This is a genomic window from Bariatricus sp. TF06-38A (assembly GCF_027690675.1).
GTDB lineage: Bacteria > Bacillota > Clostridia > Lachnospirales > Lachnospiraceae > Allocoprococcus > Allocoprococcus comes.
Window position 1 is genome coordinate 1 of record NZ_JAQFCE010000024.1, and the last position, 15,892, is coordinate 15,892.

19 protein-coding genes and 5 pseudogenes are annotated in these 15,892 nt (G+C 35.9%); 12 read left to right on the top strand and 12 right to left on the bottom strand.

Features of this window, described 5'->3' with window-relative positions; all coding sequences use genetic code 11:
- Positions 1-115: 115 nt before the first annotated feature.
- From PG418_RS14995 to PG418_RS15050, 12 genes and pseudogenes are all read right to left on the bottom strand, one after another.
- Complete coding sequence (locus tag PG418_RS14995; protein ID WP_342999229.1) at positions 116-1,309, bottom strand: MFS transporter; 1,194 nt, start codon at positions 1,307-1,309, stop codon at positions 116-118.
- A 62-nt stretch (positions 1,310-1,371) separates the two neighbouring features.
- A complete protein-coding gene (locus tag PG418_RS15000) occupies positions 1,372-2,025 on the bottom strand; it encodes a TetR/AcrR family transcriptional regulator (RefSeq protein WP_055158537.1) in 654 nt (217 codons plus the stop codon).
- A gap of 138 nt (positions 2,026-2,163) precedes the next feature.
- A pseudogene (locus PG418_RS15005) lies at positions 2,164-2,412 on the bottom strand (CHAP domain-containing protein); the annotation flags it as partial.
- A gap of 14 nt (positions 2,413-2,426) precedes the next feature.
- Positions 2,427-2,975: pseudogene (locus PG418_RS15010) on the bottom strand (zinc-ribbon domain-containing protein); the annotation flags it as partial.
- Between the two features lie 154 nt (positions 2,976-3,129).
- Entirely contained in the window at positions 3,130-3,654 is a 525-nt protein-coding gene (locus PG418_RS15015) for a flavodoxin family protein (protein WP_008119059.1), read from the bottom strand.
- 123 nt (positions 3,655-3,777) lie between these two features.
- Positions 3,778-3,921 carry a hypothetical protein gene (locus PG418_RS15020; RefSeq protein WP_173690791.1) on the bottom strand — a complete coding sequence of 48 codons (144 nt, stop codon included), beginning with the start codon at positions 3,919-3,921 and terminating at the stop codon, positions 3,778-3,780.
- 218 nt (positions 3,922-4,139) lie between these two features.
- Positions 4,140-5,516 carry a sensor histidine kinase gene (locus tag PG418_RS15025; protein WP_498837630.1) on the bottom strand — a complete coding sequence of 459 codons (1,377 nt, stop codon included), beginning with the start codon at positions 5,514-5,516 and terminating at the stop codon, positions 4,140-4,142.
- Positions 5,504-6,166, bottom strand: coding sequence for a response regulator transcription factor (locus PG418_RS15030; protein WP_008370149.1), 663 nt, complete (start codon positions 6,164-6,166; stop codon positions 5,504-5,506). The genes PG418_RS15025 and PG418_RS15030 overlap by 13 nt, the downstream gene beginning before the upstream one ends.
- Positions 6,167-6,180: 14 nt before the next feature.
- Positions 6,181-6,921 carry a lantibiotic immunity ABC transporter MutG family permease subunit gene (locus PG418_RS15035; protein ID WP_005330844.1) on the bottom strand — a complete coding sequence of 247 codons (741 nt, stop codon included), beginning with the start codon at positions 6,919-6,921 and terminating at the stop codon, positions 6,181-6,183.
- Position 6,922: 1 nt separating this feature from the next.
- Entirely contained in the window at positions 6,923-7,654 is a 732-nt protein-coding gene (locus PG418_RS15040; RefSeq protein ID WP_211134008.1) for a lantibiotic immunity ABC transporter MutE/EpiE family permease subunit, read from the bottom strand.
- Complete coding sequence (locus PG418_RS15045; RefSeq protein ID WP_005609481.1) at positions 7,647-8,360, bottom strand: lantibiotic protection ABC transporter ATP-binding protein; 714 nt, start codon at positions 8,358-8,360, stop codon at positions 7,647-7,649. Before PG418_RS15045 ends, PG418_RS15040 begins: the two co-directional genes overlap by 8 nt.
- Before the next feature lie 165 nt (positions 8,361-8,525).
- Positions 8,526-8,714, bottom strand: a pseudogene (locus PG418_RS15050) (ParA family protein); the annotation flags it as partial.
- 544 nt (positions 8,715-9,258) lie between these two features.
- Here PG418_RS15050 and PG418_RS15055 point away from each other — a divergent pair.
- The 12 genes and pseudogenes from PG418_RS15055 to PG418_RS15110 form a co-directional block, all read left to right on the top strand.
- Positions 9,259-9,390, top strand: a pseudogene (locus tag PG418_RS15055) (class I SAM-dependent methyltransferase); the annotation flags it as partial.
- Positions 9,391-9,453: 63 nt separating this feature from the next.
- Positions 9,454-9,639, top strand: a complete 186-nt coding sequence (locus PG418_RS15060; protein ID WP_005342831.1) for a DUF6440 family protein — start codon at positions 9,454-9,456, stop codon at positions 9,637-9,639.
- Between the two features lie 24 nt (positions 9,640-9,663).
- Positions 9,664-10,059 carry a DUF6483 family protein gene (locus PG418_RS15065; protein WP_498837631.1) on the top strand — a complete coding sequence of 132 codons (396 nt, stop codon included), beginning with the start codon at positions 9,664-9,666 and terminating at the stop codon, positions 10,057-10,059.
- Positions 10,060-10,113: 54 nt separating this feature from the next.
- On the top strand, positions 10,114-10,428 hold the full coding sequence (locus PG418_RS15070) for a DUF3784 domain-containing protein (RefSeq protein WP_005342838.1): 315 nt from the start codon (positions 10,114-10,116) through the stop codon (positions 10,426-10,428).
- Positions 10,429-10,577: 149 nt separating this feature from the next.
- Positions 10,578-10,694, top strand: a pseudogene (locus tag PG418_RS15075) (helix-turn-helix transcriptional regulator); the annotation flags it as partial.
- 210 nt (positions 10,695-10,904) lie between these two features.
- Positions 10,905-11,276 (top strand): GntR family transcriptional regulator, encoded by a 372-nt coding sequence (locus PG418_RS15080; RefSeq protein ID WP_004611555.1) that lies wholly within the window; start codon positions 10,905-10,907, stop codon positions 11,274-11,276.
- A 3-nt stretch (positions 11,277-11,279) separates the two neighbouring features.
- A complete protein-coding gene (locus tag PG418_RS15085) occupies positions 11,280-12,131 on the top strand; it encodes an ATP-binding cassette domain-containing protein (RefSeq protein WP_004611556.1) in 852 nt (283 codons plus the stop codon).
- Positions 12,128-12,784 (top strand): ABC-2 transporter permease, encoded by a 657-nt coding sequence (locus tag PG418_RS15090; protein WP_118427722.1) that lies wholly within the window; start codon positions 12,128-12,130, stop codon positions 12,782-12,784. The genes PG418_RS15085 and PG418_RS15090 overlap by 4 nt, the downstream gene beginning before the upstream one ends.
- Before the next feature lie 239 nt (positions 12,785-13,023).
- Entirely contained in the window at positions 13,024-13,245 is a 222-nt protein-coding gene (locus PG418_RS15095; protein WP_009320125.1) for a hypothetical protein, read from the top strand.
- A gap of 22 nt (positions 13,246-13,267) precedes the next feature.
- A complete protein-coding gene (locus PG418_RS15100) occupies positions 13,268-13,453 on the top strand; it encodes a DUF4177 domain-containing protein (protein ID WP_044929481.1) in 186 nt (61 codons plus the stop codon).
- 196 nt (positions 13,454-13,649) lie between these two features.
- A complete protein-coding gene (locus PG418_RS15105) occupies positions 13,650-13,919 on the top strand; it encodes a winged helix-turn-helix domain-containing protein (RefSeq protein ID WP_270636073.1) in 270 nt (89 codons plus the stop codon).
- 362 nt (positions 13,920-14,281) lie between these two features.
- Positions 14,282-15,496 carry an XRE family transcriptional regulator gene (locus tag PG418_RS15110; protein ID WP_009243662.1) on the top strand — a complete coding sequence of 405 codons (1,215 nt, stop codon included), beginning with the start codon at positions 14,282-14,284 and terminating at the stop codon, positions 15,494-15,496.
- Positions 15,497-15,892: the final 396 nt, after the last annotated feature.

Genomic DNA, 15,892 nt, shown 5'->3' on the forward strand with positions numbered 1-15,892 from the left:
AAAGTCAATCTCAATTTAACCTCAACAAGGTTTGTTTTTTTCATCCATGCAAAATCTTCTTTGTACAACAGACTGTTAGATATAGCAAAAACGGCCTTTCAAAAACAGTTAACTTCTAAATCAACTGTTTTTTGTCTCTCTTTATTACATTTTTTCTATATAAAGAAATTCCCAGAATACTTACTGCTATCACAATAAGAAATTTTCCGAACCCTGATATTGTATATTCTAACCCTCTCCCATAAATAATCTGGCTTATCGGTTGAAACAGATTGGTTATCATCGATACAAATCCCATAATTCTTCCCATATATTCTTCTTTTGTTTTTCTCATAATATCAGATAAACATACTATTGAAAAAATATTAATATTAAACTGAATTATGCTACATAGCACTAAAATAGTAATAAATATTACATTCCTTGTTTGACACATCCACAAAATAATTCCCGTTATCATAACGCACCCGCCTATTCCAATAACAAGATTATTTGTTTTATTACTATCCCACTTTCTTCTTGTAAAAGAATAATAAAAAGTTGCACCGATTGCAACTATTCCCAGGCTTCCTTCTGCATATCCATAGACTGTTGTACTATACTGTAACGTATTTCTTATGATATATGGAAATGCAATTGTAAGCAGCCCTGTTATTTCACAGGAAATTACGCCTGCATACAACACTAATTTAAGAATTTCTTTTTCTTCCACAAACAAATACTTTATTCCCTGTTTTATTCCCAATATTGCACTATCCCTTATGCATTGTTCATTTTTCATTTTTATTAAACTTTCCAAAAAAGCGGTAATCCCAAAACCAATTATAGAAAAAATAATAATCTTATTTATGGAAAATGTATTATATATAACTCCACCTAGAATTGGTGCTAATATTGCTGAAATAGACGATATCTGTGCTATTTCTGTATTAGTTTTATTTAAATCATCTGTAATTAGTGGTACTGCCGTCTGAGTAGCTGGTGTTTCTAACGTCCCTAATATCCCTAATATAAATAAAATGATGCAAATTGCTATTACTTTATTAGATAAAAGGAAAAACAAGCTAAGTATTATGCCTGATGTAAAGTCTAACATAACTATTAATTTTTTCTTTTTCACATAATCACAGATCCAGCCAGCAATTGGACTAAAGAAAATTATTGGTAGCATAGAAAATGCTATGATATTCGAATATATAACTGATGAACCTGTATTATCTAAAATGTACATATATAACGCAAATTTTAGCATTTGATTAATTACCAGCGAGTTTGTCTGTCCTATTAAATATAAATAATATGTATTCATTTTTCTCCTTTACATACCGATGGTATGTTATGTTCAAAAAATAAAATGGGGAAATTCCCATTTTATTCACAATATTCCATAAAGACGTGTTTCAATTTCTCTTTTAATTCTTTATCTAAAAAATCTACTCCCATATTTTTTGTCCATTCTGAAATAAATTCTATTTTTCCTGTTAATTCTTTCTCTGTAATATCAGAAATCGCGAGTAACAAACCTATATTTATTTGTAATAATATTTGTTCCGAAATCTCCATCGGATATTTTGTATCTACAGATCCATCCTTAATACCCTTTTCTACTATTTTGCATAAATCAGGTGCCAAAATATTTTTATTAATTTCAATCATTTTTGCAATCATCTTAGGACTTTGAATCTTTTCACTTTGGCGCCAAATTTTCATACTTATTTTGTTATAATATTGCTGCTCTTGATCTTCTATTCCTAACAAAAAAGCCTTTTTTATCAACTCAATACCTGTTAATTCAGAATATACTAATACCTTTTTAAACGGATTATTCTCTACTAATAGTTTATCCTCTATAGCATCCAATATATCATCTTTTGATGAAAAGTGATGATACACCGCTCCCTTAGTTAATCCATCCAAATTATTTACAATATCCTGCAAAGATGTGTTTTCATATCCTTTTTCAAAAAATAACTTACTTGAAACTTCTAATATTTTTTCATATGTTTTTTCTGGATCTCTTCTCATATTTTCCATCCTTTCTTACATACCTTTGGTATGTTCATTATACTTGTTATATTTGAAAAAAGCAATCTCTTTAATGTACCCGATGGCTACTCAACTGAGCAGCCATCTTTTCGATTTTCCAGACACCGTCTGGAATTTTTAATATGCCGGAATACCGTATCCATAAATATTGCTACTTCCGACTGTGTACTGTCTTTGCTTGCAGGCATCGCTTGAGTTACCCTCTACGGTATAAACTGTGCCATTCTCGCATTTCTCTACGATACCAACGTGGTCTGTTGTACCGTCGCCCTCCCAATCGAAGAAGATAATATCTCCCGTCTTTGGTTCATAAGTGCGGCTTTGCCATTTCCCGTTTGACTTAAACCAGTTTGCACCGTCCACGCAAGGGTGTTCCATTCTCTGCCACAATCCTTACACTTCCACCAAGCCTTTCGATTGGCAAAGACCGTAACCTGAGTTGGAAGTAACGGATAATTTCTGTCCGACCACTCGGTAGCTATATCCGGCAGAAGCATTGCAAGGTCATTAAATCCTGCCAACACTTTATTATGAGAGCAATACGGGCAACCCGTTTTATTTATTGTCCTGCTCTTAACGGCAGCTTCCCACTCGTGTCCTTTCTCACATCTCCAAATCACTTTCTTATGAGAACCAATAGAAACTTCTGTCGGTTTTATCTTATTCTTTTCCGACCACTGCTTTTCCAGTAGCGGCTCTAATGTTGCCAAATCGTTAATCCCTGCAATCACTCTCGCACCGGAACATATCGGGCATTTCTCTCCATTGGAACGAGCCTTAACGCTTGTCTTCCATTCGTGACCACAAGCACCTTTCCACCATACTTTTTTATTTGAACCGAAAGTAATGTCATCAGGTGTAAGCGGTAAGTTCTTCTCCGACCACTCCGAAACAAGCTCCGGGTGTACTTCTGCTAAACTGTTACTCATATCAAAACCTCCACTTCCTCTGTGATTAGAGTATATGAAGTTTTAGCTTTATCTTGTAGTTTGCGAATATCTGTATAAATAGAAAAAGCCCTTTGAGAAAAGGATTTCTCCTCTCTCAAAGGGCAAGTTGGCAAACTGGAATTTGGAACGTGCTTTATAAATTTTTTCCGATCCCCTCAAGTTCGTTCATGGAATCCTTGTTTTTTTCAAGTTCATCTCTGGCTGTTGCGTAATATGATTTTTTGAAAAGCATATCCCATGAAAGATATTTTGCCATACAGTCAAACTGCTTATCAATCAGCTCATACTGGATACTGTCTACGGGAGAACCGCCTACAACAATCGTGCCAACTTTTTTATTTTTTAACTGCAATCCACGGCAGTAGCACTTATCAATGATAAGTTTCAATTGTGCTGACATTCCCCACCAATAAACTGGTGTAGCAAAAAGAATCATATCTGCGGCAGCAATTTTATCAATTGTAGGATTTGTATCATCCTTATCGACGCATCCCTTAGAGCATTGACAGACACCACATCCCTTGCATGGTGCAATGTTGAGTTTGTCAGGTTCAATGATTTCAATTTCATTCTTTTCTGATGCTCCTTTTATAAATGCATTGATTGCTGTCAGCGTGTTTCCTTTTCTGGCACTTCCATTAATGATTACAATTTTCATGCTTATATCCTCCAACTTCCGATTTTTATATTAAATCCATTTATCTGCTTATTTTTCTTCACATATTTTATCAATATCTCAAAAGCACTTAATAATAAATCCGCACCCGTTTCTTTCCCGTGATCAGTGTGTCCGTAACAACTGTACTGTGTGTTCTTCTTTTGCATTGACTGCCGACAGAATCCTGTCCCGGTACATGAGCCCTCTCTGGATACTGTAAAATCCAAATCTTCTGCGTATATCATCCACCGCTGAATCCATCTTCATCTGCTTTTCACGCTTCTCCACACTTGAGAACAACTATAATGATAGTTATGTAATAAAGAATAGTACGAGCATTTTTAATTTTATCAGCTATCATAATTCTGTATGCCTCCTTCTTCCATGAGATTACAGCAAACGTAGTAGTAATGTCTATCAAAAGGCTTTTACATATTAGATAAAAGCATGTAAAATTTCTTTTACATAGCTTAATTGCGGTGTATTTAGCTTGTTTCTTGACTACTCAGGAAAAATATTTCTACCCTCGCCCCACCTGTATTTTCAGAATTTGAAAGTTTAATACCTCCACCATATTTTTCAGCCACAGTTTTTGCAAAAAATAGTCCCATCCCATAATGGGCTTCGCCATTTCTACTTGTGTCATCCATAAAAAACTGCTCTGTGCCATGCAATAATGCTTCTTTTGTAAATCCTGATCCGCTATCCTCCACAATGAATGTCAGCCGGCCATCCTGCTCCTTTGCGTCAATATAAATGATTCCATTTTCTTTTGTATGCTCCACTGCATTCTGAATCATATTCATTACGGCCCGGAACATTGGATCATAAGCAATCGTTACCTTTTTATCACTTTGTCCCGCCTTCCAATCTATTTTCTGGTGATAGATTTCTACCAGTCCGAGTGCCTGTTCCTTTATATCTGTAAAAAAATCTTCTAACATCACCGTTGTATAGGTAACATCACTGCAATTCCATGATTTTGTGACATCTATCAACTGCTGGACATAACTTTGTATCTGTGTTGTACCGTTTAAAACATAGGTAATATTATTTTTCTGTTCCGTGGTCAGTTCAGTCTCTGAAAGTAGTTCTGCATTTCCCCTTACAATCGTAAGAGGTGTTTTAATATCATGCGCCAAAGCAGACATCTGCTGGTTCTTTTCCTGCTCTGTTTTCCATTGCTTTTCTAAGGATTCCCGCAATGCATCTCGCATATCATCGATTGCCGATAAACAATCATCAAACTCTTTGATACCGGAACCAGATGTCTCATACTCCAGGTTCTGATTCTTTATTTGATCGATGGCATCTAACACAGGCTGCATCTGCTTTTTGATTCTTTTTCCAAAACGTATGGACGGAATGATGATAATCGCTACCGCTCCAATCACTGACATAATACTCATCACATTCTGTGGTCCTATAAAATGCTCCCTCAAAAAAGCTGAATGATATTGAGGTGTCAGGCGATATTGCAATACAACATATTCATTTTCCCTTACAATTACTTTATAAAAATATTTCCCGGATGCGTTTCCGTACTTTGCAACATTCCATGCTATCTGTTCGTATTGTTCTGACAGATCTCCACCTATTTTCTCTCCATTCTCTGAAAAGATTACATAATCACAAAGTGCAGGAATCATCTCAGCAGTTACTTTATCCGCACGTAAAATCGTATCATATGCTTCATTAATCTTTTGCTCTGCATAATTCGCCGGATAGATACAGCCCACACTAATCAAAAGGTACAGCAGCAGCCAAGCAACAATCACCAAACCTACTAATGATCCAAGCATGACCAGTACATATCTCATAAAAATCCAGCTAAGTGCATTGCTTCTCTTTACTCTTCCCATTTATATCCAATCCCCCAGACTGTTTTTATCGGTGTATAATCATAATCCGCAAATTTTGCTCTTATATTTTTGATATGCGTGATAATGGTACTGTCATTACTCTCACTGTCAAAACCAAAGACCTCTTCTAAAATCTGTTCCTTCGAGAAAACCTGTCCTCTGTTTTTAGCCAGAAATTCACAGATTTCGTACTCCGCTTTCGTAAGAGGAAGTTCCTTATCATCAACCAATAGTTTCTTTTGAGATATTTGAATACAGACCCTCCCCAAAACCATCCGGACAGAATGTTCCCTGTGCTCTCTTCTAAGATGTGCATTGATCCTTGCCCGAAGTTCCATCACTCCAAATGGCTTTGAAATATAATCATCTGCTCCTAAAGAAAGTCCGTTTACCAGACTGTTTTCCTCCGTTTTTGCCGTAAGAAACAAAATCGGACAATCCACAAGTGCCCTGATTCTTTTGCATAATTCGAAGCCATCAATTCCAGGCATCATAATGTCCAGTAAAATCAGGTCATAACGATGTAATTCTTCCATATTAAGTTTCAGTGGATTACTTACTTTGGTAACCAGATGTCCATCCTTATTCAAAATGCTTTCTATCATTTCCAGAATTGCCGGTTCATCATCAACTGCCAGTATTTTTGCCATAGTTTCCCTCGATTCTATTCCGATATTCTATTTCCTTCCCAGTGGTTTACCCACCAAAAATAGTATACCATACTAATCCCTGTAAATATTAAGCAACCTGGTATGAATGACAACCATTCACCTACACTAGTTTCTCCCAATACAGATTGCAGATAAGTATATGGTACTCTACCCGTCCAGCAGACAAATACATATTTCCACACATAATCTCCAAGTCCGGTAAGCATCAATGCACTAATTAGTCCTGATATAATCCCTGCTCCAATGGATACCCCTTTTCCAAACTGAAAAGCCAGAATCAGCTGCCACAGATAAAGTGGAACACTGCTTCCCCACAGCAGCAATGCTGCAAATATACATCCTTTCATGATTTCGATATCGCTTGATGCGATTCTTCCAAATCCAATTCCGAATATGATTGCTGTCAATAGGATAGAGCACAGACACAAAACCAGTAGCATCAACAGTTTCGATAAAAATGCTGCAGGTTTATCCGGTAAAGACAACAGATTTTGAAAATCACCTGCATTTTGTTCCTGTTCCATCACACTTGCTGTAAAAATTCCAATAAGTACCGGAAGTCCTGCTCCTATTGCCTGATAAAATGCAATCACTTTCATATTTTCATTCCATGGTGAAAAAAAGTAATATATTAAAAATATAACGCTGGTTATAATCGGAATCAGTAAGTGTGCCAGAATCACAGATGTTCCTTTCATCTTTCGCAAGTCTGCATTAAGAGATCTTCCAATCATCTTATTTCACCTCTCTTCTCTCAAACCATTTCAAAAACAGAACCGTTACAAAAACAAACCAGATGATTGAGAGACACATTCCCGGAACAATGACTCCCTTATCCAAAAGAGGATTCCCTGCTTCTGCGGCAAGTCCATTTGGTAAAACATGAAGCAACGGGCACATCATCCGCATAGGGATTGCAGAAACAAGTACATACCAGATTCTGGTTTGTGATATTACCACACCGCTGACGGTAATAAATAGGCAGACGAACAGGTTTACAATCATTCCAAATCGTTCACTTAAAAATAAAGCTACCGGAATCTCCCATAACTCAGAAACCGTCAGAAACAATACTGCAATCAACGCTCCTCCAACTGGAACATGTGTCGTTAGAAGAAAGCCTCCAAGCGTTGCTCCTGCAAACACAATCACATTAGAAAACAAAATCATGTACCCAATATAAATAATTTTCCCCAGCAACAATTTTCTTCTGTCTGTGGGAATAGTCATTAAATGATAGTATTTTATCTTTTTCTCCTGCGCCACAGAAAGATAACAAAATAGAGCAATCATCCCCGGCAGCAAAAGTGTATACCACCAGTTCCAAACACTTTCTGCATAAGCATTTGTCATCCCAAGAGTAAATATAAATGCCATGACAAATGTAAGAAGAGGAAATCCCCAGATAAACTTTTTTCGCATGGTTCTTTTGGCTTTTTGATGTTCTGCTTTTATAATATTAACCATGGATTTCACCTGCTTTCTGGTTTTTTCTTACCACATTCATAAACAAATCTTCAAGATTATCTCCCTGCTTTAATGCTCCTTCGTATCCTAAGATTCCACCTGAAATAATCCCGACTTTATCTGCAAGTAACTGTACCTCTGAGAGAATATGACTGGAGAGAATTACAGTGATTCCCTGTTCCGGAAAAGACCGGATCAGCTCTCGTAATTCCTCGATGCCTATTGGATCTAATCCATTCGTAGGTTCATCCAATATCAAAAGTTCCGGTTCTCCAAGCAATGCCATTGCAATGCCTAGTCTTTGCTTCATCCCCAAAGAAAACTGTCCTGCTTTCTTCTTTCCGGTGTTTGTAAGTGATACAATCTGCAAGACCTCATCAATTCTGTTTTCATCTGTACCAAGCAATAATTGTCTTACCTTCAAATTCTCTCTGGCGGAAAGATTTTCATAAATAGGCGGATTTTCAATTAACGCTCCTATTTTTGATAAATCTTTCCTATCCAAAAGTTTTCCATCAAAGTAAATCTTTCCTGCAGTTGGTTTCATCATACCGGTCAGCATTTTCAATGTGGTAGATTTACCAGCGCCATTCGGTCCAAGCAGTCCATAAATCTGTCCCTTTTCGATATTAAGTGAAACATTATTTACCGCTTTCTGTTTTCTAAAATATTTACATAGATTTTGTGTCTGTAACATCATTTCCATCTTTACTATCCTTCCTTCTATATTTCATTTCTTACTGAAATATAACCTAACAGAAAAAAATAAAGATTTGATGAAGATTTATTCCCGTATGAAATAAACCATCAATTGAATATCATTATCAGAACTCGGCTTTCCACTGAAATCAGCAAAGCTGTTACAAATACGAAGCGTGATACCCAGACTGTCCGTATACTGCCACCCCAGACAAGTGGTTAAATCTCCCTGTGGGTCTGCATCAACAAGTAATACTTTCTTTCCCTGCATTGCAAGACCGATTCCGAGATTGACCGAAGTGGTGGTCTTTCCTACTCCGCCTTTCTGATTGCAGATGGCAATCGTTTTGCAGTTTGACACTTCTTGCGTCCTCCTTTCCTGAATATTCATAGCCATTGTAGAATGACTATGTACCTGACCATTTCATTTCCTAAACGGTCGTGGCAACATTTGTTCTCAACACCCCTTGCCGAGCGTATCGCTCATGGGAAGCCACTAAGGAACAGACTGCTGATCTGTATCATAGGATTCTAACCTCTGCCGGGTACTCCGCCAGCTCCTTAGAGAAGTATCATTATCTTTCTGACTGTCATCGCCATGTCAGGAGCAACCTGACACTCATACCGGGAGTTCTCGCTGTTCTGCATCCACAAAAGTTATGGCGTACCCGATAAGGTGGCTATCATCAGAATTAACGTCTTAGTGACCTGTATATTCAGTTTTAAATTTCAAAGGAAGGCGTTCCATTTTTGTTGATTGGAATTGCTCAGGCTTTTGACACCCTATTTTTTATAAATTTTTTTTATTATTTTTTTGAGAGAGATTTTAGAACAATAGATAAGTAGAAAAAGCTTCAAATCCCGTGTATAATTAAGAAATAAAGATAGAAACAAATTAGAATTTAAAGTTGATTGATGGTATGAAGATTTACACCTCTGATCAACTCATTGCTGCTTTGAAAGAAGCAGGTTTTACAGAGATAAAAACGTATTCAAATACAAAAAATCATTGGATAAGTATTGTTGCAACGAAATAGCCAATTTCTAGTTTGTATAACAGGAAAATTTAAATTTAACGCTTGAAAAAAGGAGAAATAAACATGGCAAAGAAAGAAGAAAGATTTGAAGTTACATTTAGAGACGGAAGTCAGCTTAAGGATGAAGGAGTTCGCCAAATCCTTGTAGATAAGGAGACTGGGGTTAACTATCTTTGTTGGAAATCTGGATATGGAGCGGCTATTACACCTCTTCTGGATTCAGAAGGAAAAGTCATAGTTACAAAGTAAAATCGGTAGTTATGGAGGTGAAAAATGTATTTCACAGACGAAAAAGACTATATTATGCGAATGATAAAAGAAATGGTAAGAGTATTATTTTCTTTAATGTTTGGGAAAAAGTATGTTTCTGTTGAACTTGAAAAAGAAAATAAATATGAAGTATCAGGGAAAAATTTGAAAAATTTTCTTGATATGATTGATTCTGGGGAAATTAACGAAGCAGAGAATATACTTTTAGATAGCATTGATTATACAGACAGAAATGAGGTAATGGCAACAGCTCTTTTCTACCAATACCTTAGTGAGAAGGATAGTGAGTTTTTGAAAAATAATAATTATACAAAAGAAGAAGTGATGTCTGGTTTTAAGCAATTACTTATGCAGTCAGGATATACTGATTTGCTATGTTTTGTCAAAGCTGAAGAGTAATGTAGAAAATTCAAAGAGATAAGAGTGATTGGCTGAAAGGAGAAATTGTATTATATGTTCTATATTGTTTTTGACTTTATGATGGCAGTGATTATGTTTTTGTTTGGAATGTGGTTTTATAAATCAGAAGGAAAAGCTACTAAATTCTTGTCGGGTTATAATATGAAATCAGCGGATGAACGAAAGAAATACGATGAGAATGCTATGTGTAAGGCATATGGAAAAAGAATGATGTTTATGTCAGTTCCTTTTATTATTGGAATAATCATAGATATCCAATATCAAGGAATAGGCTGTTGGATCGCATGGGGGATATGGCTTATTATGTTTGTTTTGTTGCTTATTGATAGACATAAAAGAGAACGTTAAATTCCCATTTATTGGGAAGTCGCAGAGAACGAAAAATCGAGATTTGTCTGTGAAAAGCCCGTGAATAAGCGGATGTTAATATGTATTGCTTGTGGCAACGGCTCTATTGAATATAGAATTGAGCTATCAAAAACAAGGAGGCAGAGATTATGCTAAATGAAAATATCAAAAGAATTAGAAAGTCAAAAGGGCTGTCGCAAGAAGAACTGGCAATTAAACTGAACGTAGTAAGACAGACAGTATCAAAATGGGAGAATGGAGTTTCCCCAACAAAAGGATATTAGAAACAATCCATGAAACACCTGCTTGCGTTAAAGGAATTACAATAGAATACTATATTTTTTAACATGCATTTCTATATTGATTTGCATGTTTTTAATTTCAAAAGAAAATTTAAAATAAACACTATATAACACTTGACAACAGTTTGTGACTGTTATATACTGTTATCAAGAAAAGAAGGAAGGATATAAAGAATGAAAATTATAATCAATACTTCCCTAATGGTTCCCATATATGAACAGATTGTTGACCAGATTAAAATGCTCATACGCAACGGGGAACTAAAGGAAAACGACAATCTTCCATCTGTCCGTACACTTTCTAAGGAACTAAAAATAAGTGCTTTAACTGTAAAAAAAGCTTACGACAATTTGGAAAGTGAGGGTTTTACGGTTACAGTACATGGAAAAGGCACTTATGTAGCGGCTACAAATACAGAACTGCTTTTGGAAGAACAGAAAAAAGAATTGGAAGCGGATTTGGAGCAGGCTATCCAAAAAGGCAGACGATGTGGTATTAGTGATGAAGATATAAAAAGTTTATTTGAGCTGATATTGGAGGGTTGATGTATGTTAAAAATTGAACACTTGAAAAAGCATTATGATAATTTTTCTCTTGATTGTTCATTAGAGCTTATGTCTGGATGTGTAACAGGCTTGATTGGACAAAACGGTGCTGGAAAAAGCACAACATTTAAGGCGATATTAGGTTTGATTTCAACTGACGGCGGAAATATTACCATACTTGGAAAGGACAGAAAAGACTTCACAGCAAAAGATAAAGAGGAATTGGGTGTAGTATTGTCGGATTCTGGTTTTAGTGGGTATCTGAAGATAAAAGATATTATCCCTATATTGCAGAATATGTACTCAAAATTCGACAAATCACTATTTATAGAACAGGTACAGAAATTTCAACTACCTATGAATAAACAGATAAAAGAATTTTCAACAGGAATGAAAGCAAAATTAAAAGTGCTGGTTGCAATTTCACACAATGCAAAACTGCTGATACTGGACGAACCGACAGCAGGTTTAGATGTAATCGCAAGAGACGAATTGCTTGAAATGTTAAGAGAATTTCTGGAAAAAGATGAAGAACGCTCCATTTTAATCAGCTCTCATATATCCAGTGATTTGGAGTCGCTATGTGATGACCTTTATATGATACATGACGGAAAAATTATTCTGCATGAAGATACGGACGTTCTTCTTAGTGACTATGCTTTATTAAAAGTAGACGCAGAACAATACAGCAAGCTGGATAAACAGTTTATATTGCGTTCCAAAAAAGAAACATATGGATATAGCTGTCTGACAAATCAGAAACAGTATTATATGGAGAATTATCCTAAAATTGCCATTGAAAAAGGTACAATAGATGAAGTCATTACCATGATGATAAGGGGGACAGAACAATGAAAGGCTTATTCGTAAAAGATTTGAAATTGATGATGTTACAGAAAGATTTTCTGTTGCTCATTTTGGCGATTGTAATCGGAATGATGATATTTACTGATGATGTGATATTCCCATTAGGTTTTCTGAGTTTCATTGTATCACTTTTTACAGTAAGCACAATCAGTTATGATGATTTTGATAATGGAAATGCGTTTCTGTTTACATTACCTATTACACGTAATCATTATGTGAGTGAAAAATACTTTCTTGGTCTATTATTGGGGTGTATGGCTTGGGTTTTGGCAACTGTTTTAGGAATAATTACAACTGTATTGAAAGATACATTACCTATTACAGACTTAGTACAGAGTTCATTGATGATTTTACCTATTATGATTGTCGTTCAAGCAATCATGCTTCCTTTTCAGCTAAAATTCGGTGGAGATAAAGGAAGAATTGCTATGATTGGTGCATTTGGCGGTCTGGCAGTAATCACTCTCGTTATCGTGAAAGGAGCAGAAGCCATTTTCAATATTGATTTAGTTAGTCTGTTAGATAATATGCCAACTGTAAGCATGGGAGTTCTTATCGCTATTGCAATTATTATCGCTTTGTTGATGTTATTGGTTTCAATGAAAATCAGTTTGTCAATTATGAACAAAAAAGAATTTTAAAAAGGAGCAATTATATGGACTTTACAATATTGGCTGTTGTACTACTGCTGTGCGGTGGTATTCCTTTAAGGAATAAGATATATAAGGAACGCAAAAAGAAAAAAGAGGATAAAAAGAAAGGTATATAAAGTGGGTGATTTCATGGATAGTATTTTATGTGTTCTTGCCTTGATTGTATTTGCATATTGGTTTTTTATCAAACGTAACAAAAAATAATTGCTGTTGTGAGGAGAATATAAATGAAAAATACTAAATCATGTCCTAAATGTGGCTCAACCGATATTGTTCGTATTCCAGATAACCCTAACCGCCATGCCAGCGGAAATAATATTTACACAAGCACTTATACGCTATTTGGGAAAATCCCTGTAATACGTTATGTTTGTTGTTCATGTGGATATGCAGAAAATTGGGTTGAAAACGAAGAAGAATTAGAAGAAATTAGAAAAACATTTAGATAATTGAAAGGCGGTATTGATGACTATGAAAGAATATAAGTATGTAGAAGTGAAATTTGAGGCAAAAGGTGTGCTATTCCATTCTGCTTCTGAACCAAAAGAAATAATCAACAAATATGCTAAAGAGGGATATTCCTATGTTGGTTTTATTCCTACTTTAATAGATGCACATGGCGGTTTTAGAAGAATTGATTTGATATTTGAAAAATAATCTTTAAAAGCGCAGGTGATACTATGGGAAGATATTAGTAGCAGAATTTTGGGATAATGAAGAACATTATTTCCAGCAAACAGTTGAATGGCTATCGAAAAAGATATGTACCACTCCTGCTTATATACAACAAGACAGGACAGATTTTATAATCAATCCTTTTACTCGTACTGTATCAAACAAAACAGGCAATATCATACAGCTTACAGCAAAAGAGTTTGATTTACTTTATTTTCTCATTTCTCATAAGGAGCAGGTTTTTACCAAAGAACAGATTTATGAAAATGTATGGGGATATGACTATCTGGAAGACCCTAATAATCTGACTTCATTCATACGAAAATTAAGAAAGAAGATTGAGCCGGAGCCGGACAGACCACGCTATATCGTCATTGTCAGAGGTGTTGGATATAAGTACACGGAAAATGAGGAAATGGTAGGCAAGACAGCAACACCGCCGGAGTGATCCAGACGTGGTGGCGGTCGTAAGACATCAAGCCATGCCAGTTTTGCTGGCAAACGGCTGGTTCACTCTGACGGTGGGGCGAGCGTCAGCGAGCCATAAAGCCCCCGTTATCTAACAAGGGGGGCACAAAAAACAAGAGTCAATATACATTAACAAGCGGAAAACGCTGTATTTACAAGGCGAAACTGCATTTTACATGGTGTGATATAAATTATGCCATTATCACTTGGGAAAATTGAACAAGACATAGGAAAGACAGTTGATTTCAAACGAGAAATTGATTGTCTTTTTCTTTTGCAGAAATTTAAGTATAGGCAATTATCAAATACGGTAGTTGCTTTTTTGATTGGAGGAATTTTAGAATGAATGATAAAAACTTTATTGAAGAACTAAGACAAAAGCGTGAGGAATACGGAGTAACACAAACAAGGCTTGCTGTTGCCTGTGGTATCAGCCGTGAATATTACAACCGCATTGAAAAAGGGAAACAGCCATTGAATGACGAATTAAGAGAAGTCATAGAAAAACAGATTGAGCGTTTCAATCCGCAAGAACCACTATTCTTATTGATTGATTACTTTCGTGTCCGCTTTCCTACTACGGACGCATTGGCGATTATCCGTGATGTATTACAACTGAAATCTGATTATATGCTTTATGAAGATTATGGAAAATACGGATATGAAAGCAAATATGTACTTGGCGACATCAATATCATGTGTTCCATGCAGGAGCATTTAGGTGTTTTATTGGAACTGAAAGGCAAAGGCTGTCGGCAAATGGAATGTTATCTGCTGGCACAGGAACGCTCATGGTATGACTTCATGCTGGATTGTATGACGGCTGGTGGTGTGATGAAACGGCTTGATTTGGCTATCAATGACCGAGCAGGAATATTGGATATTCCAAAGTTAAAGGAAAAATACAAGGCTGGCGAATGTGTTTCCTATTTTCGTATGCAGAAAGATTACAGCGGTACAGAAAAATGCGGTAGCGATTTACCAAAGAATACAGGAGAAACCTTATATCTCGGTTCAACAAGTAGCGAATTATATATGTGTGCTTATCAGAAAAATTATGAGCAGTATGTCAAGAATGGCACAGAAATTGAAGATACGGAGATTAAGAACCGTTTTGAAATACGCATGAAGAATGAACGAGCCTATTATGCGGTTGTAGATTTACTGACCTATCGGGACGCTGAACGCACCGCTTTTTCTATCATCAATCATTATGTCCGCTTTGTTGACAGAGAGGACGACAAGCCAAAAAGTCAATGGATAACAAATGATGATTGGGCATGGTTTGTAGGGGAAAACAGAGAGCCGATACGCTTAACCACAAAGCCAGAGCCTTACACTTTACAAAAAGCGTTGCATTGGCTACAAAGACAAGTTGCACCAACAATAAAAATGGTACAGGCATTAGACAGAGAAAATCATACAACGATACTGAAAGATATGATTGAGCAGGCAGAACTTAAAGACAAGCATAAACATTTATTACAATTAGAGAAATCAACCATAGAAGAACGTATAGATACCGCTGTTCCACAAGAGAATGACGGTATTTTTTAATGTAATTGAAAAATTTCAGATTTAGTCAGCAAAGAGCTGTTTTCATTCCCTATGTGAAGTGAAAGAAGAAAAATAAATTTTTTATTAAATCTGCAACAAAACGGCTACTTGCGTACAGATATGGTGCGAGAAAAGGAAATCTAAACTTTTTTTGAAAATAGGTCATTAAATCGGGGCTTGCTGTCCCTATATGAAGTGAAAGAAGAAAAAAGTTTTGAAAAAATGACGGAAATTCGTGATTAGTGGACAGTGTTCTATGAAAAGAAGAAAAGCATCATCATTTTGTATTCAAACAGGCATTAGCAGTTGAGTGTTGATGTGAAAAGAGGAAAATACTTTATTCTAAACTTAACAATTTAAGGTTTCCGTTCCCTATATGGTGCAAAGAAAATATTT